The following is a 26,533-nucleotide window of genomic DNA, read 5'->3' on the forward strand; positions in this document are numbered from 1 at the left end:
TTCATTCGGCGCGGCACTCCGGCAGCGACAAGGCCTTGGCGATGTCGCGCCAGTCGAACGCCGCCACCGCCTGGTCGTCGTCGACGGCGTAGAACGCACCCTGCGGGAAGCGCGCGTCGGCGCTCTGGTCCAGCCATACGCCGTCGGTGTTCGCGGTCTTGTTGCCGGCGAATGCACCCTTGTACGCCAGCGTCGTGCGATCGAACACGTGGAACACGCTGCGGTCCTTGAACTGATCGGTGGCGATCCAGTAACCGGCGCCGCCCACGCACTGCGCCAGCGCCATGCCCTCGGCTTGCGCCTTGAACAAGTCCGCGCCGATGTCGCGGCCACGATAGGTGCCATCCAGCCCGTACTCGCGCAGGCGCGTGCCGACGGCGACATCCTCTTCCGCCAGCAGCAGGCGGTCGTTCGCCGCATCCCCGAACACGGACTCCGCGATGCGGATCGCGCCCTTCCCGCCCGTGTCGCCGAACGTGCCGGCCAGGTTGGCCTTCCAGCCGCCTTCCGCGCGCTGCAGGTGGTAACGCTTGAAGCGCTGGCCCAGCTCGGCCAGCGGTGGCGGCGCGTCTTCGTTCTGCGGCGACATGTAGTTGTCGCTGACGATCACCTCGTAAGCATCCTTCTGCGGGCGCACCCACAGGCCGTACGGCTGCTTCAGGTCTTCCGCGCCGAACACGAGCAGCGGCTTGAAGTCGGGCAACTGGAAGACCTGCACGCGCCGGTTGTCGCGCTCGACCACCAGCACGAGGTCGTCGATCACGGCGATCCCGTTCGGTCGCTGCATCTGGCCCAGCTCGCTGCCCGGACCGGAGACCGTGCGCAGTTGCTTGCCGGTGCTGCCGTCGTAGACGACCAGGCGGTGCGTGTCCTTGGCGGTGGCGATCAGCCAGCGTGTACCGTCTCCCGCGCGCCAGCTGGCCGGCGAATCGACGTTCTCGGCGGGCGTCGCCGCCGTGATGAAAGCTTCCGGCACGACGACGTGCGCGACCTTCGCTTCGCCGAGCAGCGGGTCCTTCTCGACGTTCTCGTCGGGCTCCTTCTCGCGCACCTGCGCACTGGTTTCCGCAGAAGATGCGGCCGGCGTGGCGGGCTTTCCGCCGCATGCGGCGATCAGGAGCGGAACGGCAAGCAAGGCAAGGCGTGGTTTCACTGGTTTCCCCATGACATGACGGCGTCAACAAACGGTCATGTTCTACGCAGGCTTCGTGACGCTTTCGTGTCAACGGACGACACGCGGATACCTGTCATGCGACGGGAACCTGCGTGTCATGTTGCCGCCATGTGACGTGCTTACAAAGTGCCGTTTACTTTCGTCACGGGGACGACACACGATGAAACGCAATGCCTTGGCCGCCTCGCTCTCGCAGGTGCTGTTCTGCGCTGCCCTGCTGCCGGCCAGCTTCGCCGCCACTGCCCAGAACCAAGCGCCGGATGCCGGTGCCGCGGGCGACCCCAAGCAACTGGACACCGTGGTGGTGCAAGGCGAAATCGCCTACCGCGACCGCACAGATGACATCGCGCCCACTCTGGTCTACGACCTGGAGTACTTCCAGCGCTTCGAGCCGAACACCGTCGGCGATATGCTCAAGCGTGTGCCCGGCGTCGGCTTCGTCGGATCGGACATCATGGAATACGACGGCGTGCAGCTGCGTGGCCTGGGCGGCGGCTATACCCAGGTGCTGATCAACGGGAAGAAGGTGCCGGGTGCCGGCGACGACCGCTCGTTCTACGTCGACCGCATCCCGGCGGAGATGGTCGACCACATCGAGATCAAGCGCAGCGCCAGCGCAAACCGCAGCGGCGATGCGATGGCCGGCGCGATCAACATCGTGCTGCGCGACGCGTACGAATTCACCGGCAGCTACATCCGTGTCGGCGTGAATCGCTGGGACGATGGCGAGGTCAACCCGACCTTCGGTGCCGTGACATCGTTCGAGGCGCTCGGGGGCCGCCTGTTGGCGGGCATCAACGTGCAGGACCGGTATCGCGCCAAGACCAAGCGCTCCGACCGCTTCACCGACAACACCCAGGAAGAGAAGGTCAGCTGGGAGGACCAGACCGAGGTGAAGGACGGCCGCGACTACTCGGCCAACCTGTCCTACACCGCCGACGTCGGCGAGACCGGCCGCTTCAGCATCGATGGCTTCTACGTCAAGACCGATCGCGACGTCACCGAAGTGTCGTTCGAGGAGGAACTGGACGACGACGAGACCGTCAACCTGCGCGTACCCGGCCGTGACCCGTACGACCAGAAGAACTACGGCATCGGCGCCGAGTACAAGTTCGACATGGCGGGCGGCACCACCGCAGTGAGCGTTGACTACGCCCGTTTCGAGAACTCGCAGGCCACCACGGAAGGCGAACACGTCTACGTGAGCGGCGCGGAGAACTGGGACGACACCTGGAGCATCCCCGCGGATGCAGAGTGGGACGAAACCGTCTACGAAGCCGAATCCGTGACCGCAAAGGATTCCGAGACCGGCTTCCGCCTGACCCACGCACGTCCGCTGGGCGGCGCCGAACTGGAGTTCGGCGTGGACTACCGCACCAAGAAGCGCGAAGGCCTGCTCGTGAGCTACGAGTGGGAGGCCGAGGAGGAGGACGAGACCCCGGCGTCCCTGGCCGATTACGAGCTGGACGGCAGCGTGGCCTCGGTGATCGAAGAAAAGCGGCTGGATCCGTACATCATGCTCAGCGGCAAGGGCGATGCCTTCTCGTGGGAAGCCGGCCTGCGTTACGAGACCACCAAGTCCGAGGTGGAGTACCTCGAGGACGATGAAAGCGAAGGTCGCGTCAGCAAGGACTACAACGAGCTGCTTCCGTCGGTGAACCTGCGCTGGAACCTGGGAGACGCGGACCGCATCAGCCTGTCGCTGGCCAGGACCATCAAGCGTCCCAACTTCAACGAGTTGCTGCCGGCCCTGCTGGACGGCGAGTTCGGCGACAACGACTACATCGGCAACCCGGAACTGGATCCGGAAACCGCCAACGGACTGGACCTCGGTTTCGAACACCGCCTTGGCCGCAAGGGCGTGGTCGGCCTGAATTTCTTCTATCGCGACGTGAAGGACCTCATCGAGATCGTCAACACCGGCGAGCCCAGCGAAGAGATGCAGGACACCTGGGAAGAGATGATCGAGGACGGCGACGCTGTCGACCTGGCCGATGCGATGGCGCAGGAACCGGCGGAAAGCTGGCTGTACACCTCGTCCAACGTCGGTGACGGCAAGGTCTACGGCTTCGAGTTCGACGTGTCCACGCCGCTGTCGGCGATCGGCCTGGAGAACACCGGCATCTTCGCCAACTATTCGTGGGTGAAGTCCAAGGTGGACGACTTCCTGGGCGAACGCCGCTTCAACGACCAGGCCAAGTCCGTCTACAACATCGGCTTCATCCATGACATCCCGGCGTGGGGCGCAAGCTTCGGCGCCACCTATCGCAAGCAGGGCGACGCCTACGCTCGCGTGCTGGGAGAGGAAGCCCTCATCCGCTACGGCGGCGAACTGGACGTGTTCGTCGAGAAGCGCTTCGGCACGAATGTCTCCGTGCGCCTGAGCGCCAACAACCTGCTGGATGCCAGCAAGGACGAGTACTTCGACAAGTTCAACACCCTGCAGGACCAGATCGACCGCGACTACGACGAATACGAACTGGAAACCGAAGAGGCCGGGCCGAGCTACCAGTTGGTCATGCGCTGGGCGTTCTGATCGGCGGCATCGCCACGGTCCATGCGGAAAGCCGGCGTATGCCGGCTTTCTGCTTTGTGGGACCAGCGGGTTTGATGCAGACTTCCAGCTTCTCCTGCTGCCCTGCCCCGCCATGAAGACCGTAGAAGTCCGCCACCCCCTCGTGCAACACAAGATCGGCCTGCTGCGCAACGCCGGTCTCAACACCAAGGATTTCCGCGAACTGGTGACCGAACTGGGCACGCTGCTGGCCTACGAGGCGACGGCCGATCTGGAACTGACCACCGAGACCATGGCGGGCTGGGCAGGCCCGGTGCAGGTGAAGAAGATCGCCGGGGCGAAGATCACCCTGGTGCCGATCCTGCGCGCCGGCCTGGGCATGCTGCCCGGCGTGCTGGCGCTGATCCCCACTGCGCGCGTCAGCGTGGTCGGCCTGCAGCGCGACGAGGAAACACTGCAGCCCGTGCCCTACTTCGAGAAGCTGACCGGACGGCTGGAAGAACGCGACGCACTGATCCTCGACCCGATGCTGGCCACCGGCGGCACGCTGATCGCCACCATCGACATGCTGAAGCGGGCGGGCGCGAAGCGGATCAAGGGCATCTTCCTTGTCGCCGCGCCAGAAGGGCTCAAGGCACTGGAAGCGGCGCACCCCGACGTGGACGTCTACACCGCCGCCATCGACGAGCGCCTCAATGACAAGGGCTACATCCTGCCGGGCCTGGGAGACGCGGGGGATCGTATTTTTGGAACGCGGGTGGGGTAACGCAACTCCCTTCTCCCATCGGGAGAAGGCGCCCGGAGAGCCTGCCCCGTACTTGATACGGGGGCGGACGAGGGTACGGCGAAGTTAGCGACATTCGAACCATCACGGACTCCGCCACACCCTCACCCTTCTCCCGCTGGAGAGGGGCTCAAATCTCAAGCCACCAGCATCCGCGCGTGCAACTCCGGGACTTCATGCGCGGTGCCGAACTTGCCCTTCTCGTCGCGGGTCACCTGCGCCAGGGCGCAGCCCGGGTCGTGGGTGAAGAACAGGCGGACGTTGCGGACCAGCTTGTCTTCCAGGAAGGCGCGCTTCTCATCGATCAGCAACTCGGCGTTGCGGTCGTAACCCATGGTGATGGGCACGTGCACCCAGGATCGGCCGGGAATCAGGTCGGCGCAGAACACCACGCCACCATGGGGCTGATCGTCCATGCGCTCCGGACCGACGATCTCGGCCAGCATCAGGCCCGGCGTATGGCCATCGCTGAAGCTGAAGCGGACGGTGTCGCCGAGCGCCACGGAATACTCGCCGGAAACGAGTTCCAGCCGACCACTGGCTTCCAGCAATGGCTGCAGGTCCGGGATGAAGCTGGCGCGATCACGCGGATGCGGCTTCAGCGCACGCTGCCAGTGCTCGGCACCGACCACGAAGGTGGCGTTGGGGAACAACAGTTCCGGCGCATGACCGTCCTGCCACGGCGCCAGCAGGCCGCCGGCATGATCGAAGTGCAGGTGGCTGAGCACCACCACGTCGATGTCCTCGTGCGAGAAACCGGCGTCGCGGAGCGAGTCCAGTAGCACGTGACGCTCTTCCTGCACGCCGAAGCGCGCGCGCATTTTCGGTTCGAAGAAGGCCCCGATCCCGGTCTCGAACAACACCGTCTTGCCGTTCAGCGGCTGCGCCAGCAGCGCGCGGCACGCCAGCTCGATGCGGTTCTCCGCATCGGGCGGTGACCACTTCTCCCACATGGCGCGCGGCGCGTTGCCGAACATCGCGCCGCCATCGAGTTTCTGGGAATTGCCCAGCAGCGACCAGAGTTTCATGCGGCGATTCTACGCCCCGATTTGCTCCCTGTAGGAGCGACGTAAGTCGCGACCGCAAGGCTTGCAGACACGTGACGAGTGGCGCGTGCCGTTCAGACAGTCGCCCGACGCGCCGGGGCCGGGGCCGGGGCCGGGGCCTCGAAGCAGCGGTCGCGACTCACGTCGCTCCTACAGAGGGGCCAAGCCCTTTCAGGGCTTCGCAGCGGATTCCACCACCTTCGCCGCGCCCACCGGATTGCGCGGATCGCTGCCGCCACTCAACACGTTGGCCGCCTTGTTCCACTCCACCGTCTGCAGGTTGCCCCACACATGGCTCGAACCGCGACCACCCTGCGCGCTGTTGCCGGGCACCTTGAATTTGTGACCCATGGCTTCCAGCGCCTGTTGCGACGCAGGACTCAGCGCGTTGGTCTCCATCTCGATGAGATCCGGCATCCACTGGTGGTGGAAGCGCGGCAACGCGGCGACCGGCTGCGCATCCAGGCCCGCGTCGTAGCCCAGCACGCCCAGCAGCACCATGGTGATGATGCGGCTGCCGCCGGGTGTACCGAGCACCGCCACTTTTTCCGGCGACTCCATGAAAGTGGGCGTCATCGAGCTGAGCATGCGCTTTCCTGCCTGGGGCGCATTGGCTTCATAGCCCATCACGCCGAACGCATTCGGCGTGCCGGGCTTGAGCGCGAAATCATCCATCTCGTTGTTCAGCAGCACGCCCGTACCCGGCGGCACCAGGCCCGAGCCATACAGCAGGTTCACCGTCTGCGTGCCGGCGACGCGGTTGCCTTCGGCATCGATGATCGAGAAGTGGGTGGTTTCCTCGTCTTCCAGCGGGGTCTGCTGGCCGGAGAGCTGGTCGCTGGGCGTCGCTTTCTGCGGATTGATCGTCGCGCGCAGGCCGGCGGCGTAGTACGGGTTGGTCAGCGTCTTCAGCGGGATTTCGACGAAGTCCGGATCGCCCAGATAGAAGGTGCGGTCGCGGAACGCACGACGCATCGCCTCCACGATCAGGTGCGTGCGTTGCGCCTCGTCCAGGCTGCGTAGATCGTGGGCATCGAGGATCTGCAGCATCTGCGCCAATGCCACGCCACCGGACGATGGCGGCGGCGCGGTGGTCACCTGCCAGTCGTTGTACTTGAAGGTCAACGGCTCGCGCTCACGCACGGTGTAGCCGGCCAGCTCCTTCGCCGTCCACTGGCCACCTTCGGCCTTCACCCCGGCCAGCAGCAGCTTCGCGGTCTCGCCGCGGTAGAAGCCGTCGAAGCCCTGCGCGGCCAGGCGTTCCAGCGTGCGCGCCAGGTCCGGCTGCCTGAACGTGTCGCCTTCCTTGATCGGCTGGCCATTGGCGAGGAACACCGAACGCGTGCCCTTGTACCGTTCCATCACGTCGCGGCGTGCCTGATAGCCCCGCGCCATCCGCGCATACACCGGGAAACCGTCGCGGGCCACGCGGATCGCAGGCTTCAGCGAGGTTGCCAGGGGCAGCTTGCCGTACCTCTCGGCCAGATGGACGAAGGCCGCCGGCAGGCCGGGAATACCCGCCGCCCAGGGACCGTTCTCGGCACGGTCGCGGTTGAACTCCCCATTGGGCAACAGGTACTTGTCAGGCGTGGCCGCAGCGGGTGCGGTCTCGCGCGCATCCACGAAGGTCTGCTTGCCGGTCTTGCCGTCATGCAACAGGAAGAAGCCGCCACCGCCCAGCCCGGAACTGATCGGCTCAACCACCGACAGCGTCGACGACACCGCGATGGCGGCGTCGAAGGCATTGCCACCCTGCGCGATGACATCAAGGCCGGCCTGCGTGGCAAGCGCGTGCGCGCTGGCGATGGCGACACCGGGCGGATGCGACGAGGCGGCGGGACGGACAGCATCGGCAGCCTGTGCGGCCGGCACGAACGCAACGAACAACAACAGGGCGAACAGACGACGCTGGATCACGATCTCTCCTGGACGATAACCGGCACGGAGCGCTGCCGTGTGGCGGATCAGCCGGCCTGCAGCCGGAGCATCTTCGCGAACAGTGCTTCGTGGGTCTCAGGATACGCCGGATCGGGATCGATGCACTCTACGGGGCACACGACGACACATTGCGGTTCGTCATGATGGCCGACGCATTCGGTACAGCGCGCCGGATCGATCACATAGATCGTCTCGCCCATCGAGATGGCCTGGTTGGGACAGGCCGGCTCGCAGACATCGCAGTTGACGCAGAGTTCGTTGATCTTGAGGGACATGTTCTTTCGTCATTCCCGCGACAGCGGGGATGACCTTTTCACCAGGGCGTGGCCGCCGGAGCGGCCACGCCTGGAAAGGTCACTTGGCTTCGACGAACACGTACTCGGCTCTGCTCGGGGCCACTGCCGCCTTCACGCGCTCGCTGTCCTCCGCCTTGCCGATGAAGAGGATGCGCACGCCCTTGAAGGTGTCGGCTTCCACGCCTTCGAACGCGGCCACGGCCAGGTCGGCGATCTTGACGCTGGACGGCGAACCGAACGCGATCAGGTTGCCGCTGGTCACGCCACGCGCCACGGCGCCCTTGGCCTGTTCCAGCTGGCGGCCGTACTTGGCCTCGAACTCCGGATCGGTCTCGGCCGGCAGGTAGTACACGTAAGGCGTGTTGGTGATCGTGCCCATGTTGGCGTCGACCACCTTGCTCAGGTACTCCTTCCACGCACCGTCTTCGGTCGTGGTCGGGGCGACCAGCGCGACTTCGGCCGGCTGGGCCGGCGCTTCTTCCTGCTTCTTGCACGCCGCGAACGGCAGCACGAGGCAGGCGGTGAGCAGCATGCGGGTTGCGATGTTCTTCATGGGTGTTCCCCCTCCTGTTGGATCTGTTGTCGGAATCGCGGCGCGCTCAGGCGCCTTGTCTTTGCTTTTGCCATTGTGCCTTCAGCGCCGCGACCACGGCCGGCGGCACGAAGCCGGACACGTCGCCGCCGAGCCGGGCGATCTCGCGCACCAGCGACGACGAGATGAAGCCGTACTGCTCGGCCGGGGTCAGGAACAGCGTCTCGACCTCCGGGATCAGGTGGCGGTTCATGCTGGCCAGCTGGAACTCGTATTCGAAGTCGGACACCGCACGCAGGCCACGCAGCAATACGCCGCCGCCCACCTCCGTGACGAAGTGCGCGAGCAGGCCGTCGAAGCCCCGCACTTCCACGTGCGGATGCTTGGCCACCGCATCGCGGGCCAGCTCGACGCGCTGCGCCAGCGGCAACGCGGGGCCTTTGCCCGGGCTTTCCGCCACCCCGATGATCACCCGCTCGAACAGCGGCGCGGCGCGGTCGATCAGGTCGATATGGCCATTTGTGATCGGGTCGAACGTGCCGGGATAAACCGCCGTCCGATTGCGTGCCACAGTCATTCAGTCGTCGCCGGCGAATCGTCGGGGCGAAGTGTAGCAGCGCCCTGCCCTGCGGGGGTCCGGTACACGGCGAAGCGCACATCCCGGCTGCCGCCCTCCCGGTGCAGGGTCCAGCCGGCCGGCACGCGGGGGGCTGTTCCGGCGGGCGATTCGACGTAGATCCACGCGCCCGGCGCCAGATGGTTCCGCAGGCCGTCGATGGCTTGCTCCCACAGGCCATCGGCGAAGGGCGGGTCCAGGAATACCAGGTCGAAGGCGCCCCCACGGCCGCCCAGCCACGCCAGTGCGTCAGCCGCGTGCACCTCGGCCGGTGCGGACAGCTTTGCCACCGCCTCGCGCAGCGCCGCGGCCAGCCCCGGGTCCCGCTCCACCAGCACGGCGTGCGTGGCGCCGCGCGACAGCGCTTCCAGCCCCAGCACGCCGGTACCGGCGAACAGGTCGAGCACACGCGCGCCCGGCAATGCCGGCATCAGCCAGTTGAACAGGGTCTCGCGCACGCGGTCGCTGCTCGGCCGCAGGCCGGGACGGTCCTGCACCGCCAGCTTCGTGCCGCGCCATCGCCCACCGATGATCCGCACCTGGCCGGCGCCGCGCGGCGCGGAGGCAGGTGCTGGGGAGGGACGGCGGGGGCTTCGGGACATCGGGGCGACGGCGACGGAAGGCCCCGCATGATACTTCCCGTGCAGGAGGGGCTTCAGCCCCGACCGCAGGTCAGAACACGCGCCTGGCGTTCAGCGGCGCTTACCAGATCGCGGCGCATCGGTGACAGGATCGCGGTCGGGGCTGAAGCCCCTCCTACAGGGCGTCGTGGGTTGAAATCGGCGGACATACCCATACACCGGGACGCATCGGCCGCGCCTGCGGCCCGCATACCGATCCAAGGAGCACGTCCACGATGACCACCGAAACCCGCAAGGAAACACTGGGCTTCCAGGCCGAAGTGAAGCAGCTGCTGCAGCTGATGATCCACTCGCTGTACTCGAACAAGGAGATCTTCCTGCGCGAGCTGGTGTCCAACGCCGCCGACGCCGCCGACAAGCTGCGCTTCGAGGCCCTCAAGGACCCCACCCTGCTGGCTGAAGATCCCATTCTGCGCATCCGCATCGGCTTCGATGCCGAAGCACGTACGGTGACCATCGACGACAACGGCATCGGCATGAGTCGCGATGAGGCCGTCGCCCATCTCGGGACGATCGCGAAGTCCGGCACCGGCGACTTCCTCAAGGCGCTGTCCGGCGACCAGAAGAAGGACGCCAACCTGATCGGCCAGTTCGGCGTGGGTTTCTACAGCGCCTTCATCGTGGCCGACCGCGTGGACGTGTTCAGCCGCCGCGCGGGCCTGCCCGCCAGCGAGGGCGTGCACTGGTCCAGCGCCGGCGAAGGCGATTTCGAAGTCGCCACGGTCGACAAGCCCGAACGCGGCACGCGCATCGTGCTGCACCTGAAGGACGGCGAGGAGGGCTTTGCGGACGGTTGGAAACTTCGCGGCATCATCAAGAAGTACTCCGACCATGTCGGCCTGCCGATCGAGATGCAGAAGGAACACCACGGCGAGGACAAGCCCGCCACGCCCGAATGGGAAGCCGTCAACAAGGCCAGCGCACTGTGGACGCGCGCCAAGTCCGAGATCAAGGACGAGGAATACACCGAGTTCTACAAGCACATCGCCCACGACTTCACCGACCCGGTGGCATGGAGCCACAACAAGGTCGAAGGCAAGCTGGAATACACGTCGCTCCTTTACGTCCCGGGGCGCGCGCCGTTCGACCTGTACCACCGCGACGGCGCCAAGGGCCTGAAGCTGTACGTGCAGCGCGTCTTCATCATGGACCAGGCCGAGCAGTTCCTGCCGCTGTACCTGCGCTTCCTGCGCGGCGTGGTGGACTCGTCCGACCTGTCGCTCAACGTTTCGCGCGAGATCCTGCAGTCCGGCCCGGTGGTGGATTCGATGCGCTCGGCGCTGACCAAGCGCGCGCTCGACATGCTGGAGAAACTGGCCAAGGACAAGCCGGAAGACTACAAGGCGTTCTGGACCAACTTCGGCCAGGTGCTGAAGGAAGGCCCGGCCGAGGACTACGCCAACCGCGAGAAGATCGCCGGCCTGCTGCGCTTCGCCTCCACGCACGATGCCTCGGGCGCACCCAGCGTATCGCTGGCCGACTACGCCGGTCGCCTGCAGGAAGGCCAGGACAAGCTGTACTACCTCACCGGCGAGTCCTACGCGCAGATCAAGGACAGCCCGCACCTGGAGATCTTCCGCAAGAAGGGCATCGAAGTGCTGCTGCTCACCGACCGCATCGACGAGTGGCTGATGGGCTACCTGACCGAGTTCGACGGCAAGTCCTTCGTCGATGTCGCCCGCGGCGACCTCGATCTGGGCGCGCTGGACAGCGAAGACGAGAAGAAGAAGCAGGAGGAAAGCGCGAAAGCCAAGGAAGCCCTCACCGGCCGCATCAAGGCCGTGCTTGGCCTGGACGTGGCCGACGTGCGCGTCTCGCACCGCTTGACCGATTCCCCGGCAATCCTCGCCATCGGCCAGGGCGACCTGGGCCTGCAGATGCGCCAGTTGCTGGAGGCCAGCGGCCAGGCGGCGCCGGAGAGCAAGCCGGTGTTCGAGTTCAACCCTGAGCACCCGCTGATCGCGAAACTCGATGCCGAGAGCGATGCGAACCGCTTCGCCAGCCTCACGCGCGTGCTGTTCGACCAGGCTGCGCTGGCCGCCGGCGAGAGCCTGAAGGACCCGGCCGGCTACGTGAAGCGACTGAATGCATTGCTGCTGGAACTGTCCGCATGAAGGATCCCTTCTCCCCGCAAGCGGGGAGAAGGTGCCCGCAGGGCGGATGAGGGGCGAACGAAGTGGCGGGAAGTTAGACGTTTCGTGTGCTGAAGAGGCGAGTCACTCGACAGGGCATCTGTCATTGCCGCATCACGGCTCCGTCAGCCCCTCACCCGCCTTCGGCACCCTCTCCCCGTAAACGGGGAGAGGGAGAACTCACATGGATGCCGACGTTACGCGCTTACATCCAGCAAACCGCCCAACACCTGTCCTGCCACCTTAAGCACGAACAGGTTCGCGCCGGCCATCGCCTCGTAGGTCAGCATCGCCGCCACATCCTCCACCGGGGCGGTCGGATCAGCAGGTGCCTCGACCACCGTCGCCGACACTCCGCCCATCGCCTCGGCGGACAGCGCCACACCCTGTCGTGCAGCATCCGGCGTGGCCAGATTGGCGATGTTGTGCGCTGCGGCCTGCATGCCGAGCGAGGCGGCGCGCAGGCCGGACGTAGCGATGCCGGCGATAGGGGTCATGCGATGACTCCACAGGGTTTCCAGCCTCGATATCGGCCGCCGCCGGCCCCACTTTAGCCCAGCGTCCACGGCCGCCCGGCAGCCGGGTGATAGCATGTCGCCCTCTTCGAGATACCCCCTGAAATGATCGGTTTTTTCCGCCGCAAGAAGCCCCAGGACGGCCCGGACGCCGCCCAGACCCGCCCCAGTACCGAAGAACTCGCCGCCGCCTTTCCGCGCGCGCCGGGCGAACCACTGCCGGCGGACGCAATCCCTGCTTCCCCTCCCGTGGCGGACGAAGCGGTGCCGAAGGCGGATGCGCCCCGGAACGATGCCGGCCCGCTGCCCGAACCCGCCGCTGCTGCGCCAGGAGCGGAGGAACCGGAGCCCGTCGATGCCGCGCCCGCGGCGCCGGCCGGCAAGTCGGGCTGGCGCGACCGCCTGCGCCGCACCAGCGCCGCATTGGGATTGGCCGGCCTGTTCACGCGCAACCCGCGCCTGGACGACGATCTGCTGGACGAGATCGAAACCGCGTTGCTGACCGCCGACGTGGGCGTTGCCGCCACGACCGCGATCATCGAAGACCTGCGCAAGCGGATGAAGGAACGCGAGTTCGCCGATGCGCAGGCACTGCTGAAGGCACTGCGCGCGGACCTGATCGCGCTCATCGCGCCGGTCGCCCGGCCCCTGGTGATCGACGCCAGCCGCAAGCCGTTCGTCGTGCTGACCATTGGCGTCAACGGCGTGGGCAAGACCACCACCATCGGCAAGCTCGCGCGCCGCTTCAAGCAGGATGGCCACAGCCTGATGCTGGCGGCCGGCGACACGTTCCGCGCCGCCGCCGTGGCCCAGCTACAGACATGGGGCGAACGCAACGGCGTACCGGTTGTCGCGCAGGGGCAGGATGCGGATCCGGCGTCGGTTGCTTTCGACGCGCTCCAGTCGGCCAGGTCGCGCGGCTTCGACGTGCTGATCGCCGACACTGCGGGCCGCCTGCACACGCAGACCGGCCTGATGAGCGAACTGGGCAAGATCCGCCGCGTGCTCGGCAAGATCGACGACACCGCGCCGCACGAAGTGCTGATGGTCATCGACGGCACCACCGGCCAGAACGCGCTTTCGCAGTTGCGCCAGTTCCACGCCGCGGTCGGCGTCACCGGGCTGGTGGTCACCAAGCTCGACGGCACGGCCAAGGGCGGCGTGGTGTTCGCGCTGGCGCGCGAGTTCGGCATCCCGATCCGCTATGCCGGCATCGGTGAGCGCTTGGAAGACCTGCGCGTGTTCGATGCGGAAGCCTTCGTCGATGCACTGCTGCCGGAAGCGCTGGGTGCCGGCTGACATCAGGCCCACCGCTGTCGTGGGAGCGACGTCAGTCGCGATCGACCACCGCGATGGCATCATCGCGACTGACGTCGCTCCCACGGGTCGTCCCGCGTGAGCAGGGCCATCCCCTTTGCCCATCGCCTGCTGGCCTGGTTCGACCGGCACGGCCGCCACGACCTGCCGTGGCAGCATCCACGCACGCCTTACCGTGTGTGGTTGTCGGAAATCATGCTGCAGCAGACGCAGGTAGCCACGGTCGTTCCGTACTTCCTGCGCTTCGTCGAGCGTTTTCCCACCCTGCCCGACCTGGCCGCCGCTTCCACCGATGACGTGATGGCGCACTGGGCAGGACTGGGCTACTACGCCCGCGCCCGCAACCTGCATGCGGCGGCGAAGGCATGTGTCGTGCAGCATGGCGGCGATCTGCCACGCGATTTCGACGCGCTGCATGCACTGCCCGGCATCGGACGCAGCACGGCGGGCGCCATCCTGGCGCAGGCGTGGAACGACCGCTTTCCCATCCTCGATGGCAACGTCAAGCGTGTACTGGCGCGCTTGCACGGCATCGCCGGCTGGCCCGGCCTGCCAGCGGTGGAAAAGCGATTGTGGGCGCTGGCGGACACGCACCTGCACGATGTGCCCGACGGCCGCCTGGCCGACTACACGCAGGCGCAGATGGATTTCGGTGCCACGCTGTGCACGCGCGCGAAGCCGGCCTGCGTGGTGTGCCCGCAACAGGATGGCTGCGTGGCGCGCCGTGATGGTCTGGTGGACGTGCTGCCCACCTCCAGGCCCTCGAAGACGCTGCCGGAGCGGGAGGCCGTGGCGCTGTGGCTCGAGAACGCCGATGGCGAGATCCTGCTGCAGCGCCGCCCGGAGACCGGCATCTGGGCCTCGCTGTGGACCTTGCCGCAGGCGGACACCGACGCGGGCATGCGCGACTGGTTCGCGCATGAAGTGCAGGGGCATTACGACAGCGCCGAGGAGCTGCCGGTGGTGGTGCACACCTTCAGCCACTACCGCCTGCACCTGCAACCGCTGCGCGTACGCAGGGTCGCCCTGCGTGGCAGGGTGCGCGACAATGACGATCTGCGATGGGTCGCTCGCGGCGAACTCGCGAAGCTGGGCCTGCCCGCGCCGATCCGCAAACTGCTGGGAAACTGAATGATGTCGCGCACCGTCTATTGCCAGTACGAACACCGCGACGTGGAGGGACTGGATTTCGTGCCCTACCCCGGCGAGTTGGGCAAGCGCATCTTCGCGCACATCGGCAAACCGGCGTGGGCCGCATGGCTGGCGCACCAGACCATGCTGATCAACGAGAACCGGCTGTCACCGCGCGATCCCAAGCATCGCGCGTTCCTTGAAGTGGAACTGGAGAAGTTCCTGTTCGGTGGCGGCGCGGACAAACCGACCGGATACGTGCCGGAATCCTGAACTGCGCGACGCGTGCTGCCCCGCCGGAACAGACAGGTCCGGCAACAGGCCGTGCTCTGGAAAGCGTGGGGCTTCCCCGCACGATCAACGCTTTCCAGCCTCCCGCTCCACGGCCGCGGCTTCGCGCAATTCCTTCTGGCTGGCGCGCAGGGCCTTGACGTCCAACGACCTGATGGTCTCGATGCGGCAGGGAATATTGATGCTGGAGGTGCCGGCACCCAAGGGGATCACGTCATCGAACTTTGCCGACACCCGACCGCCGAACTGGGTCACGGAGATGGCGGTGGCGTAGTCCAGGTCCTGGCAGGGACCGGACAGCTCCAGCAGATACCCTTCGCTGGGCTTGGTCCATACGGCGAGCGCGCCGTCGCCAAGCGGCGTCCAGCCATTGAGCCTGCCGAAATACTTGAAGTCCTTGACCGGCTCTCCGGCATGCCCGCGGTAGAAGGCGAGCTTTTCGGCATCGGTCTGCCGGCCGTCGGTCGCGCAGGCGGCCAGACCGGACGCGATCAGCAGGGCGAAGGGAATCAGGCGTTTCATGGTCGTTCTCTGTCGGCGCGTTGAGGGGGCGCACTCCCGTGGATGCATGATGCCTCCGCCCGGCGCAGCCTGCGGCGGCCGCACGACCCGCCATTCAGGGGCTGTCCGGCTTGCCATTGCCCCGACCGGTCCGTATCATTGCCGCTCTTCGCGCCGGCACTGCCGTACCGCGACAGATCCTGGCCTGGTAGCTCAGTTGGTAGAGCAGCGGATTGAAAATCCGCGTGTCGGTGGTTCGAATCCGCCCCGGGCCACCACTCATTCCGAAGGGCCTGCCGCAAGGCAGGCCCTTTTGTTTGCCTGCGCCCAGGGCCGCGCCGATGCGCCCGGCCCCGTCCCCTCATCGCGTTACTCCGCAGCGGCCGCTTCCCTGCCCTGCTGGCGGATGATCGCTTCCTGCCGCGCGTCCTCGATGGCATGCCGCACGCTGTCCACATCCACGCGCGAGGCATCGTGGGTAAACAGCCCCGTCAGCTCCGTGTCCGGGTGCAGGGTGCCGGCTTCGTACAGCGCCCACATCTCCTCGCCGTACCAAGTGTCCAGCAGTTCCGGCGCATAACGGCCCAGGCGCGCCGTCAGGGCGTTGACGTCGCGCAGCAGCAGTCGACGGCTGGCGTTGTTGCCGGCGGCACTGACCACCTGCGGGAAATCGATGATCACCGGGCCTTCCCCGCCCACCAGCACGTTGTACTCCGACAGGTCCCCGTGGATCAGACCGGCACACAGCATCTTGACCACCTCGCGCACCAGGAAACGGTGGAAGTCGCGCGCCTGCTCCGGGGTCAGGTCCACTTCGCCCAGACGGGGCGCGGAGTGGCCGCTGGCATCGGCGACAAGCTCCATCACCAGCACGCCATGCACATAACCGAACGGTTCTGGCACGCGCACGCCGGCATCACGCAGCTGGTACAGAGCGTCGACTTCGGCGTTCTTCCATGCCACTTCCTGCTGCTTGCGCCCGTAGCGCGTGGCCTTGCCCATCGCGCGCGCCTCGCGGCTGCCGCGGACCTTGCGCCCTTCCTGGTACAGCGTGCGCTGCTGGAAACTGCGTTGCGCCATGTCCTTGTAGACCTTGGCGCAGCGGACTTCGCCTCCCGCATCCACCACGTAGACGGAGGCTTCCTTGCCGCTTTTCAGCGGCCGCAGCACGCGGTCGATCACACCATCATCGATCAGCGCTTGCAGTCCTGGGGGCGTTTTCATGCGGTCCTGGCGGGAAAATGAAGATGAAGAACGAAGATTCGACGCGGGGCGTCCCCGCTATCTTTACACTAGCCGCCCTGAAACGCCGGTGTTCCCATGCCCGAACCCATCCGCCTGGCCAAGCGCGTCGCTGAACTCACCGGCTGCTCGCGCACGGAGGCCGAGCAGTACATCGAAGGGGGCTGGGTCACCGTGGACGGTGAAACGGTGGAGGCGCCGCAACATCCGGTTACCACCGAGCGCGTGGAAATCGACCCGGCAGCCGAACTCACGGCCACCGAGCCAGCCACCCTGCTGCTGCACAAGCCCGAAGGCGTTGCCTGGCAGGATACGGCCGTCTTGGCCACCCCGGCCACGCATCTGCTCGAAGACGACAGCGGCGTGCGTCCACTGAAGCGCCATTTCCACCGCTTGACTCCCCTGATGCCATTGGACACCGGGGCCAGCGGACTCATGGTGCTGAGCCAGGATGGCCGCGTATGGCGCCGCCTGACCGAGGACTATGCGGAGATCGAGCAGGAATTCGTGGTGGAGATCCGCGGCAACACCGACCCGTATACCCTCAGCCGCATCGGCCACGTGGCCAGCCACCAGGGCCGGGGGCTGGCGCCCTGCAAGGTCAGCTGGCAGAACGAGGTGCGGCTGCGTTTTGCGATCAAGGACGTGCAGCCGGGCGAGCTGAGCCACCGCTGCCGCGAAGGTGGGCTTGAGGTGGTGTCGATCCGGCGGCTGCGCATCGGCCGGATCGCACTGGCGAAGATGCCGGTGGGCCAGTGGCGCTATCTGCCGGTCGGTGCGCGCTTCTAGGCGTGCATCACAAGACCGGCGGCACGCCGCAACACCGGATGCCCTGCAAACTGCATCCGCACACGCAATGCGCCGCCCTGTGTCGGCGGCTATCCCACTCGGTCCACCACGGCGTGACCTAGCAGACCGCAGGTCACTGGCGCAGGATCACGAACGCCGAGTAGCGCTGCGCATGCGCAATGCGTGGCTCGACGCGTCACAATCCACCCGTAGTGCGTCTGCGTGCGACGCCTCATGGCGCTCGCAGGAGATGCAGTCGCGCGGTTCCTGCGCCTGCAACCCGCTCGCTTCGCAACGCGACAGGCCCTGGTCCAGACTTTTGCCATTGCCGTGGAACCAGGCCGTCAGCAAGATGACGGCAGCACCGCACACCTTGGCGATGAAACGAGAGTTCGCGTCGAGGGGCATGGCGGGACAGTCCTTGGGAAGTTGAGGCGCCAAGGGCGGGCACTGTGCGCGCACACGCCGGGCATCGAGATCAGATATCGCCGAGTGCGGTCCGATCCGGACAAATACGTTCCCCATCGTCCGCCACCGGAGGGACGCCACGCTTTCCGGACCTTGTATGCGCAAGGGTCGTACCCGATCAACCCGGCTCAACGCGCCCATCGTGGGGTTCCAGCTCCCCTCCGATATCGCCTCCACTTTGCCGCATCGGGTCATTCAAGCCTTCATGCCACCGCGCCGCGCCCAGCTCGCCATAGCCTGTCTATCCTGAGCGGCCCCGTCCCAGCCGCTCTCGATCTCCATGACGAATGCCCCTGCCTCCGCCCTCTATGCGGTCGGCCAACGCTGGCGCTGCCGTGGTCGCGGCGCCAGGGAGACACCGGTACTGACGATCAATCGCATCGATCCGCACCCGCTGGGCGGCGAAATCCTGCACGTCAGCGTGAGCGAAGCACGCATCCGACATCCCGGCCTGCGCGCAGGCGTCATCACCACCTTCGCCCACCTGCCGATCATCGGCCAGGTGCTGGAACGCAGTGGCGCCGAACTGGTCGGCCAGGGCGCCATCGACCCGGTCTACCTGGAAGGCTACGACCAGTGGAAGCAGGCCTTCGACGCGGGCCAGGCCGGCGCCTACGGCATCAGCCTGGCGGAGATCCTGGACCTGATCGAAGACATGCTGGCCAAACGCAACGACACCGTGGCACGCTGACGCCAGCGCGCACTCAGGGCGTTGCCGGGCGCGGCTTCGGCTTCGGAATGTCCGCCTTCGGCGCACGCCCGGATCCGATCATCGCCACCGCGCGCATCTCCACCACCGCACCGGGTGCGAGCAGCGCGCTCGTGCCGACCGCACTCCACGCGGGGTAGTTCGCGGGGAAGAACTCGTGGTGGATCGGGGCGAAGCGGGCGAACTCGACCTGGAAGCTCTGTGGATCAGTCGGGCCGGTGTGGAATGTCGTCAGTTCCACGACGTCGGCATAGGTGGCGCCGGCCTGTGCCAGCTGCTTGCCCAGCGCCACGAACATGCGACGCACCTTTTCTTCGTACGTCCCCGGGCCGGCGGCGGGAATGCCGGACACGATCACCATGTCGCCCACTTTCACCACGGGCGTGTAGTGCCAGTCGTGGTACGCCGCTTCGTGGCCGGGAGTGGCGAAGTGTTCGCGGGTCGGGGCTTCCTGCGCCGTGGCGTGGAAGGCAACAAGCGAAAGAAGCAGGCATGACAGGCGCGGCAACATGGGCGTGACTCCGGCGGAAGTTCTGCAGTCTTGCCCCCGCCGCGGGCCTGCGCCATGTCCCATCCGTCACGCCGCCGGCCCGTCCATCCACGCCGGCCGGCGCGCAGCGATCGCACTTCCTGGAGCCCACCACAGTCTCCATCGACGCAGCCGTCTACGTCCTTCGTCGCCATGCCTGCCCCGGAAGCCAGACCCAGGAGGGCGATGTTGTTCCTTAGCGCGCGAGGACAAAGGGACGGCAACCAAAAAGAAAAGCCACCGGGCTGGAGAGTGGCCCGGTGGCTTGGGGGATGCGCGCCGGCCTCTCTCCGGCGCGCACCGCACTCAATGGCCGTTGCCGGCGGCCAGCTTGTCCAGATCGATGCCCTGGTTGCGCAGCGTACGGGTCGCGGCGATCGCATAGAACACAAGGTAAGCGAAGCACGCCACGCCGACGATGAAGCTGAAATGGACGCCGACCTTGTCGGCCAGCGCACCCTGGGCAAGGCTGACGAAGCCGCCCCCCATGATCATCATGATCAGCAGGCTGCTGCCCTGGTTGGTGTTGTTGCCCAGCCCGGTGATGGCCAGCGCGAAGATGCACGGCCACATGGTGCTGCAGAACAGGCCGACGCTGATGAAGGCCACCACGCTGGTCCAGCCGGTGGTGAACATGCCGATCAGCAGCGCGGCAATGCCGCAGATGGAGAAGTACAGCAGCATGCGTGCCGGATTGCCCTTGCTGGCCAGGGTCGCGAGGATCATCAACACGATGACGGCGGCGTAGCCAAGGAACTGCGAGACGTCATGCTTCATGATGGCGTTGACTGCCAGGAACACAGCGAACGCCACGTACGGCAGCAGCAGCGTCAGCCAGCGCTTCGCGCCCGCTCCCACATTGAACGCACCCGCCGCGCCGCCCCAGCGGCCGATCATCAGGCTGGCCCAGTAGAGCGACACGAATGGGGCGATCTGCGACGTATCCAGGCCCAGACCTTCGGGCGACTCGAGATAGGCCGGCAGGTTGCTGATGGTGGACACCTCCACGCCGACGTAGACGAAGATCGCCAGCATGCCCAATACCAGCTGCGGGTAGCCCAGCGCCGACTTCTTGTGGATCAGCTTGCTGCTGTCCTGGGCTTCGGTCTCGGACAGCTTCTCCAGGTCGATGTGGTTGGGCACCGAGGAGAACTTCAGGAAGATCGCCACCAGGATGAAGGCGACGCCCAGCACCAGGTACGGCGTCTTCACGCTTTCGATGCTGGCTTCGGTGTTTCCGGTCAGCACGCTGCCGAAGATCGCCACGCTCACCAGCAGCGGCCCGATGGTGGTGCCGAAGTTGTTGATGCCGCCCGCCAGGGTCAATCGCTGCGCACCGGTCTTGGGATCACCGATGACGATGGCCAGCGGATTGGCCGCGATCTGCTGCAGCGAAAATCCCAGGCCGACGATGAAGAGGCCCGACAGCATCAGGCTGAACGAACCGGTGTTGGCAGCAGGGTAGAACAGCAGCGTGCCCAACGCGGATATCACCAGCCCCAGGCAGATGCCGTTCTTGTAGCCGATCCTGTTGAGCAGATCGAGCCCGATGACCTTGGAAATCGCCACGTAGATCAGCGACCCGACGGTATACGCCACGTAGAACGCAACGGCGACATACTGGCTCTGCGCCTGCGTCAGGTCGAAGGCCTTCTTGAACACCGGGATCAGGATGTCGTTGCTCGCCGCAACGAAGCCCCAGAAGAAGAACACGGTGATCAGCACGCCGAACTGCGACCATCGGGTGGTTTGTGTGGTCATGGATTGGTATGCCTGCTGGTATGGGATCCGGACGGAACGGCCAGCCTACGGGGCCGCCGCGCGATTGCAACTTGCACTGCGTCAGCGCCCTGCGGCTCGGCCGCAAGGCGCAGGACACTCACTGCGCGCACTTCACCACATCGGCGCCATCCGCCGCACCGGCGACCACCTGGATATTGGTGAACGCGGCAACGAACGGAGCATCGGCGGCGATGCTGAAAGGCGTATCCACGCCGGTCAGGTCCGCTCCGAGCTTGCCGAAGCAGGCCAGCGGCACCTTGACGGTCTGCTTCCTGCCGACCGCATCGCCGGAGAACGTCGCCGTCAGGTCGAGGCTCGCACCGCAGTTGGCACCGCACCCCAGCGTGAACTGCACGGGTTTGACCGGCGCCTGTTTCACCACCACGTCGAACTGCACCACGCCACGCGCGGTGGCCATCGCCGCGAGGTTGTTCTTCGAAGGATTGCGGGCGAAGAAGCGTGCCGGCGCCAGCCAGGTCACCTCCTTGGCGTCCTGCTGCGTGTTGACCTGCACCGTTCCAATCTGCAGCGCAGGCTTCGCCTGCGGCCAGCGCTGCGTGGCATTCATGTCGGAACCCACCGCCTTCTCTTCGCTGCCCGCAGCCATCTGCAGGGTGAAGGGTGCGATGTCGGACTGCTTGAAGATGCCCAGCGTGGTCGCATCACCGCAACGGGTCGTGCTGTCTTCCGGCAACTTGCCCACACGACCACTGTCGCCATAGCGCAGGCCGGTATCCAGTGCGAACTGGGGCGTGCTGTCGGCCTTCGGACACGCGACGGCCGGCCATGGGAACGTCAGCTTGCCGCGGAAATCATGCGCCGGCTTGCCGTCGGCGCCCGCGACCAGCACGTCGGTGACGCCCTTGCCTTCCGTGCCGGGCAGCCAGGCGGCGACGAAACTGCTGGACAGATTGATCAGGTCGTTGGCGTACAGCGCGCGGCCAGACAGGAACACGGTGACGACCGGCTTGCCGCTGGCAGCCGCCGCCTTCAGCGTGGCCAGATCTTCCGGGTGGCGGCGGCTGTGCGCCATCGTATCGGACGGCACGATGTCGCCATTGGTCTCGGCGTAGGGCGTCTCGCCGATGGCGGCCACGATGACGTCGTAGGTCGCCGGGTCCACGCCTTCGGCGCTGTCGCGCAGCTGCACATTCGCCTCGCCCAGCTGCTCCCGCAGGCCGGCCGCGATGCTGTCGGCATTCGGGAAGTCGGCGTTGGTGTTGTCGGTGCCCTGCCAGGTCAGTGACCAGCCCCCGGTCTGGTTGGAGATGCTGTCGGCGCTCTTGCCGACCAGCAGCACGCGCTGGCCCTTCTTCAGTGGCAACGCGCCACCGTCGTTCTTCAGCAGCACCAGCGACTCGCGCGCGGCGCGACGGGCCAGGTCGCGGTGCACCAGCGATTCCAGCTTGCCGGCATGCTGGCTGGCGGACGGCTTGTGGTCCCACAGTCCGGCGCGCAGCTTGACCCGCAGGATGCGGGTGACTGCATCATCGATGCGTGCCTGAGGGATTTCGCCCGACTTCACCTGTGCGATCGTGTTGGCGATGAAGTTCTTCCACTTGTCCGGCACCATCACCATGTCGATGCCGGCGTTGATGGCCTGCGGGCAACTGTCGTCGGTGCAGCCGGTGACCTGGCCGATGCCGTTCCAGTCGGAAACGACGAAGCCGTCGAAGCCCATCTTCTCCTTCAGCGCCACCGTCAGCAGATCGCGCGTGCCATGCATCTTGCCGTAGTCCTTGCCGGCCGCGACATCGTTCCAGCTGTTGAACGAGGCCATCACCGTCTGCACGCCGGCTTCGATGGCGCCGTAGTAGCCCTGGCCGTGGATGTTGATCATCTGCGCCTGCGTGACCAGCGCGTTGCCCTGGTCCTTGCCGCCCTCGGTGGCGCCATCGCCAATGAAGTGCTTGGCGGTGGCGACGACGTTGCCGTCCTTGTCCAACATGCCCTGCATGCCCTTCACGTAGGCGGTCGCGTACTCGCGCACGAGCGCAGGCTGCGAGGAATAGCTCTCATATGTGCGGCCCCAGCGCGCGTTCTGCGCTACGGCGACGGTGGGCGCGAACGTCCACGCCACACCGGTTGCACGAGTGGACTGTCCGGTGGCTTCGGCGATACGTTCGATCAGTTCGACGTCATGCGCGGCGCCCAGGCCGATGTTGTGCGGGAAGATGGTGGCGCCATAGACGTTGCTGTGCCCGTGCACGGCGTCCGTGCCCCAGATCACCGGCACGGGGATCTTGGCGTCGGTGCCCATGGAGGCGTCGTAATACGCGTCGGCGAGCTTGACCCAGTCTTCGACCTTCGCCTGCTTGTTCATCGCCGGCCACGAACCGCCGCCGTTGAGCACCGAGCCGATGTAGTACTGGCGCACTTCATCCGGCGTGATGGCCTTGATCTCCGGCTGCACCATCTGCCCGACCTTCTGCTCCAGCGTCATGCTGGCGAGGATCTCGGCCACGCGTGCTTCGATAGCGGGGTCCTGGGCGAACCGGCTCTTCAGCGCCGGCCAGTCCTTCAGCTCGGCCGATTCGGCGGCGGAAGCAACGGGCTTGGTGTCGGCGGCATCCTTCTGGCCGGTACACGACAGGCAGGCTAACAGGCTGGCCCCCAGCAGGGTCATTCGGATCGGCTTCACTCGCATCTCCCTCTATATGGCGGCACGCACGCGATCCTCGACAGGATCCGCGCCGCGCCGAAAAATCCGACGGGACGCGGGGGCACGCCCCGCATCCCGTCAGGTATTGCGGCGTTCAATCGCGACGCGCGGTCACAGCTTGTAGCGGAAGCCGAGCAGGTACTGTCGGCCGTACTCCGTGTACTCCTCCGGGAAGAACAGGTCCGAATGTGTGCCGGAACTGACTTCAGTGCGGAAGGGCTCGTTATTGACGTTGTTCACCTGGAAGAGGATCGACAAGCCCGACAGGCGGCTGGATTCCGGGAAGTCGTAGCCCAGTTGCAGGTCGACGGTGCGCTCGCTGAGCGTGTAACGGTACACGCGCTGACCGAACAGGCTGCTGTATTCGCCACGGTACTTGTCGCGATAGCGCTGGCTGACTCGCGCCGAGAACCCATGCTTCTCATAGTAGACCGTGGCATTGGCGACGATCTTGGACAGGCCGGGGAACGTGTCGGTGCTGGAACCCTGGTCGGGACCATCCGGATCGATCGACGACTCGGTGTAGGAGGCGTTCACCAGCAGGCCAAAGCCATCCAGCGCCGGGTTGATCAGGTCGCCACCGAGTGCGGTACTGACTTCGACGCCACGCATGTAACCGCCGGTGCCGTTGGCCGGTGTGGAGAATTCGCCCAAGTTCGACGGCGGTGCGGCGCCGGTGTAATCGTAACCGGAGAAATCCCAGGGAATGTTCCGGGTATAAACGTACGAATCGAGGTTCTTGTAGAAGCCGGCCAGTGCCACGTAGCTGGCGGCACCGAAGTACTTCTCGATCGACAGGTCGATCGCATTGGCGCGATACGGTTCCAGCGACGGATTGCCGCCGCTGCCGGACCACACGCGGGGACCGGTACTGCCATCCGACAGGCCGACGCTGGCATAGGCGCCCATGTCGTTGATGCGCGGACGCATCAGTTCCTTGGCCATGCCGTACCGCACGTTCCAGCCGTTTCCGAAGTCCAGCACAAGATTCAAGCTGGGCAGGATGTCGCCGTACGATGCGCCTGCCGAGCCGATGTGCATGCCGGTCGGGTCGAAATAGACACCCTGGGATGTCTGCTCGGTGCGGATGTACTGGACGCCGGCGTTGCCGCGCAGGCGCACGGCATCCGTGATATCCATGTCCAGATTGGCCTTGAAATAGAAGGTCTTGATCTGCTCTTCGGTGATCGCATCCTTCTGGAGGTCGTTGTTGTCCTCGTTCAGGGCGACATCGTAGTAACGGGACAGCAGCGCGCGGGGATTGAATGTCAGCACCCGGCCCATTCCGGCGAAGCCCAGATCGGTCGGCGCCAGCAGCAGCGAGGGGTCGACCAGGGTGGGTTCGCGATCATTCCGCAGGAGGCCGAAGTACACGTCAGCGCTCTTGCTCTTGGTCCGCTTGCTGTAGTTGAAGCCCGCATCCCAGCTGCGAAGGAAATCGGACGACTCGACCGCACGGTTGACCGAGAGCCGGAAGGCCTTCAGTTCGTCCTTCTGTCGCGAGTCCTCCAGGCGTGCTTCACGCCCGTAACTTTGCGGATCGCTAAGGTACACGGCGTTTGGATCGGACATGTCGGGCAACGCATAGTGGGCATAACCCGGCGACAACGGGATGCGGAAATCCGTCGTCACGCCGCCCAGCATGCCCGCATAGGCCTCCAGCTTCGACTCTTCGATTTCGGCGCGCGAGTAACTCGCGTCGGCTCCCAGGGTCCATGCTCCCAACTTGAATTCGTTGTTCCAGCCGAAGGAATCGAGCTTCGACTCGCGCCGGTTGTCATCGTTGCGCACCAGGGGCTGGATACCGCTCAAGGTACCGCTCGTGACGACCGGTGTGCCGTGGTAGTCCGTCGTGCCGACGTTGGAGTAGTCCGCCGCCCCACCGTTCCACCACGGATCGTTGGTCCACATCACGCCACGCATCCACTCGCCTTGGTCGAACTTGGAGTGATAAGCGTCCAACACACTGTGCCACGTGTCGTTGGGCTTGAACTCCAGCACCGCCATCACGCCGTCGCGCGTCATGTCGCGCGACTTGACCCAACCCTCGGCTCCCTGCAGCGCGATCGCATCAGCCGGCTTGCCGTCCTGCGGCGTGCCCCACATATCGGTATTGGCCCACCACCAGGACTTGTAATGCTTTTCCTGGAAAGGGGAATTCATGCGCGCCACGCCGATGGCGAGGCCGACCGTGTCATTGGCGAACTGATCGATGTAGGACGCGGAAACGCGGTAGCCCTTGTCGTCACCGCCGGCCGTCAGGTCGCCCAGCGAGTTGGACTCCCCCTGACCACTGAACACGATCCGGCGTTCGCTGAAATCCAACGGCCGCACGGTCTGCATGTTCACGGTACCGGACAGGCCTTGTCCAACCAGAGAAGCATCCGGCGTCTTGTATACGGTCACGCCGCTGACCAGTTCGGCCGGGTACTGGTCGAACTCGACACCGCGGTTGTCGCCGGTCGTGACCTGTTCGCGCCCGTTCAACAGCGTGCCCGCGAATTGCTCCGACATGCCGCGGATATGGATCACCTGCGCGCGTCCATCGACGCGCTGCATGGTCAGGCCAGGCAGGCGCGAAATCGAATCCGCGATGCTGATGTCGGGCAGCTTGCCGATATCTTCCGCCGAGATCGCCTCCACGATCGACGTGGACTCGTTCTTGGTTTCCACCGCGCTCGCGATGGCGGCACGGATGCCGGTGACCTTCACCGTGTCGAGCGTCTCGACTGTCTGGTCTGCGGCTTGCTCCGCCTGCTGGGCTTGTGCGGCAAGCGGGAACGCCAATGCCAGGCAGCACGCCATGGCCAGCGTCTGCTTGCGCAGGGCGCGACGTCGCGCATGCGGGGCAACACCCGCTGTGGGGTTCGAATGCTTCATCTGGGTCCCTCTCCGACCGTGGTTGACAGCGCTGTCATATACA

23 protein-coding genes and 1 tRNA gene are annotated in these 26,533 nt (G+C 65.9%); 9 read left to right on the forward strand and 15 right to left on the reverse strand.

What is annotated here, in order from left to right; translation table 11 throughout:
* Position 1 precedes the first annotated feature (1 nt).
* The gene (locus AC3DET_RS03695) at positions 2-1,165 is read right to left on the reverse strand and encodes a phytase (RefSeq protein ID WP_488390746.1); all 1,164 of its coding nucleotides are present in this window, start codon (positions 1,163-1,165) and stop codon (positions 2-4) included.
* A gap of 169 nt (positions 1,166-1,334) precedes the next feature.
* Here AC3DET_RS03695 and AC3DET_RS03700 point away from each other — a divergent pair, with 169 nt between their 5' ends.
* Both AC3DET_RS03700 and upp read left to right on the forward strand, forming a co-directional pair.
* Positions 1,335-3,710 (forward strand): TonB-dependent receptor plug domain-containing protein, encoded by a 2,376-nt coding sequence (locus tag AC3DET_RS03700; protein WP_488390747.1) that lies wholly within the window; start codon positions 1,335-1,337, stop codon positions 3,708-3,710.
* A 112-nt stretch (positions 3,711-3,822) separates the two neighbouring features.
* On the forward strand, positions 3,823-4,455 hold the full coding sequence (upp, locus tag AC3DET_RS03705) for a uracil phosphoribosyltransferase (RefSeq protein ID WP_337730340.1): 633 nt from the start codon (positions 3,823-3,825) through the stop codon (positions 4,453-4,455).
* A gap of 155 nt (positions 4,456-4,610) precedes the next feature.
* Here upp and AC3DET_RS03710 read toward each other — a convergent pair whose 3' ends face one another.
* From AC3DET_RS03710 to rsmD, 6 genes are all read right to left on the reverse strand, one after another.
* Complete coding sequence (locus tag AC3DET_RS03710; protein WP_337730341.1) at positions 4,611-5,501, reverse strand: MBL fold metallo-hydrolase; 891 nt, start codon at positions 5,499-5,501, stop codon at positions 4,611-4,613.
* A gap of 189 nt (positions 5,502-5,690) precedes the next feature.
* Entirely contained in the window at positions 5,691-7,439 is a 1,749-nt protein-coding gene (ggt, locus tag AC3DET_RS03715; RefSeq protein WP_488391165.1) for a gamma-glutamyltransferase, read from the reverse strand.
* Between the two features lie 44 nt (positions 7,440-7,483).
* The gene (locus AC3DET_RS03720) at positions 7,484-7,732 is read right to left on the reverse strand and encodes a YfhL family 4Fe-4S dicluster ferredoxin (RefSeq protein WP_488390748.1); all 249 of its coding nucleotides are present in this window, start codon (positions 7,730-7,732) and stop codon (positions 7,484-7,486) included.
* Positions 7,733-7,811: 79 nt separating this feature from the next.
* Positions 7,812-8,306 carry a hypothetical protein gene (locus AC3DET_RS03725; protein WP_488390749.1) on the reverse strand — a complete coding sequence of 165 codons (495 nt, stop codon included), beginning with the start codon at positions 8,304-8,306 and terminating at the stop codon, positions 7,812-7,814.
* Between the two features lie 46 nt (positions 8,307-8,352).
* Positions 8,353-8,862 (reverse strand): pantetheine-phosphate adenylyltransferase, encoded by a 510-nt coding sequence (gene coaD / locus AC3DET_RS03730; RefSeq protein ID WP_192200513.1) that lies wholly within the window; start codon positions 8,860-8,862, stop codon positions 8,353-8,355.
* The gene (gene rsmD, locus AC3DET_RS03735; RefSeq protein WP_337730342.1) at positions 8,859-9,503 is read right to left on the reverse strand and encodes a 16S rRNA (guanine(966)-N(2))-methyltransferase RsmD; all 645 of its coding nucleotides are present in this window, start codon (positions 9,501-9,503) and stop codon (positions 8,859-8,861) included. The genes coaD and rsmD overlap by 4 nt, the downstream gene beginning before the upstream one ends.
* A 254-nt stretch (positions 9,504-9,757) precedes the next feature.
* Between rsmD and htpG the strand changes: the two genes are divergently transcribed.
* Complete coding sequence (htpG, locus tag AC3DET_RS03740) at positions 9,758-11,656, forward strand: molecular chaperone HtpG (protein ID WP_488390750.1); 1,899 nt, start codon at positions 9,758-9,760, stop codon at positions 11,654-11,656.
* 215 nt (positions 11,657-11,871) lie between these two features.
* Here htpG and AC3DET_RS03745 read toward each other — a convergent pair whose 3' ends face one another.
* Positions 11,872-12,171, reverse strand: a complete 300-nt coding sequence (locus tag AC3DET_RS03745) for a hypothetical protein (protein WP_488390751.1) — start codon at positions 12,169-12,171, stop codon at positions 11,872-11,874.
* A gap of 123 nt (positions 12,172-12,294) precedes the next feature.
* Between AC3DET_RS03745 and ftsY the strand changes: the two genes are divergently transcribed.
* The 3 genes from ftsY to AC3DET_RS03760 all read left to right on the forward strand — a co-directional run bounded on the left by ftsY (position 12,295) and on the right by AC3DET_RS03760 (position 14,910).
* Entirely contained in the window at positions 12,295-13,488 is a 1,194-nt protein-coding gene (gene ftsY, locus AC3DET_RS03750) for a signal recognition particle-docking protein FtsY (RefSeq protein ID WP_488390752.1), read from the forward strand.
* Between the two features lie 96 nt (positions 13,489-13,584).
* Positions 13,585-14,637, forward strand: coding sequence for an A/G-specific adenine glycosylase (gene mutY, locus AC3DET_RS03755; RefSeq protein WP_488390753.1), 1,053 nt, complete (start codon positions 13,585-13,587; stop codon positions 14,635-14,637).
* A 3-nt stretch (positions 14,638-14,640) separates the two neighbouring features.
* Positions 14,641-14,910 (forward strand): oxidative damage protection protein, encoded by a 270-nt coding sequence (locus tag AC3DET_RS03760; protein ID WP_337730877.1) that lies wholly within the window; start codon positions 14,641-14,643, stop codon positions 14,908-14,910.
* Between the two features lie 84 nt (positions 14,911-14,994).
* On the opposite strand, the gene AC3DET_RS03765 is transcribed toward AC3DET_RS03760, so the two are convergent.
* Positions 14,995-15,450 carry a DUF6491 family protein gene (locus tag AC3DET_RS03765; protein ID WP_446537552.1) on the reverse strand — a complete coding sequence of 152 codons (456 nt, stop codon included), beginning with the start codon at positions 15,448-15,450 and terminating at the stop codon, positions 14,995-14,997.
* Between the two features lie 181 nt (positions 15,451-15,631).
* On the opposite strand from AC3DET_RS03765, the gene AC3DET_RS03770 reads away from it, so the two are divergent.
* Positions 15,632-15,707, forward strand: a tRNA-Phe gene (locus AC3DET_RS03770).
* Positions 15,708-15,798: 91 nt separating this feature from the next.
* Here AC3DET_RS03770 and AC3DET_RS03775 read toward each other — a convergent pair.
* Entirely contained in the window at positions 15,799-16,653 is an 855-nt protein-coding gene (locus tag AC3DET_RS03775) for a PA4780 family RIO1-like protein kinase (protein ID WP_192200506.1), read from the reverse strand.
* Positions 16,654-16,749: 96 nt separating this feature from the next.
* Between AC3DET_RS03775 and AC3DET_RS03780 the strand changes: the two genes are divergently transcribed.
* Positions 16,750-17,460 (forward strand): rRNA pseudouridine synthase, encoded by a 711-nt coding sequence (locus AC3DET_RS03780; RefSeq protein WP_488390754.1) that lies wholly within the window; start codon positions 16,750-16,752, stop codon positions 17,458-17,460.
* A 147-nt stretch (positions 17,461-17,607) separates the two neighbouring features.
* Here the strand turns inward: AC3DET_RS03780 and AC3DET_RS03785 are convergent, their stop codons facing one another.
* Entirely contained in the window at positions 17,608-17,868 is a 261-nt protein-coding gene (locus AC3DET_RS03785; protein ID WP_488390755.1) for a hypothetical protein, read from the reverse strand.
* A gap of 340 nt (positions 17,869-18,208) precedes the next feature.
* On the opposite strand from AC3DET_RS03785, the gene AC3DET_RS03790 reads away from it, so the two are divergent.
* Positions 18,209-18,619: a hypothetical protein gene (locus AC3DET_RS03790; protein WP_488390756.1), complete on the forward strand. Its 411-nt coding sequence runs from the start codon at positions 18,209-18,211 to the stop codon at positions 18,617-18,619.
* Between the two features lie 13 nt (positions 18,620-18,632).
* Here AC3DET_RS03790 and AC3DET_RS03795 read toward each other — a convergent pair whose 3' ends face one another.
* The 4 genes from AC3DET_RS03795 to AC3DET_RS03810 all read right to left on the reverse strand — a co-directional run bounded on the left by AC3DET_RS03795 (position 18,633) and on the right by AC3DET_RS03810 (position 26,490).
* Positions 18,633-19,148 (reverse strand): Rid family hydrolase, encoded by a 516-nt coding sequence (locus tag AC3DET_RS03795; protein ID WP_488390757.1) that lies wholly within the window; start codon positions 19,146-19,148, stop codon positions 18,633-18,635.
* Positions 19,149-19,472: 324 nt separating this feature from the next.
* Positions 19,473-20,927: an MFS transporter gene (locus AC3DET_RS03800; RefSeq protein WP_142123725.1), complete on the reverse strand. Its 1,455-nt coding sequence runs from the start codon at positions 20,925-20,927 to the stop codon at positions 19,473-19,475.
* Between the two features lie 118 nt (positions 20,928-21,045).
* The gene (locus AC3DET_RS03805; RefSeq protein ID WP_488390758.1) at positions 21,046-23,589 is read right to left on the reverse strand and encodes a glycoside hydrolase family 3 protein; all 2,544 of its coding nucleotides are present in this window, start codon (positions 23,587-23,589) and stop codon (positions 21,046-21,048) included.
* Between the two features lie 132 nt (positions 23,590-23,721).
* Positions 23,722-26,490 (reverse strand): TonB-dependent receptor, encoded by a 2,769-nt coding sequence (locus AC3DET_RS03810; protein ID WP_488390759.1) that lies wholly within the window; start codon positions 26,488-26,490, stop codon positions 23,722-23,724.
* Positions 26,491-26,533 lie beyond the last annotated feature (43 nt).

It is taken from the genome of Pseudoxanthomonas sp. 97-1-1 (assembly GCF_057773125.1).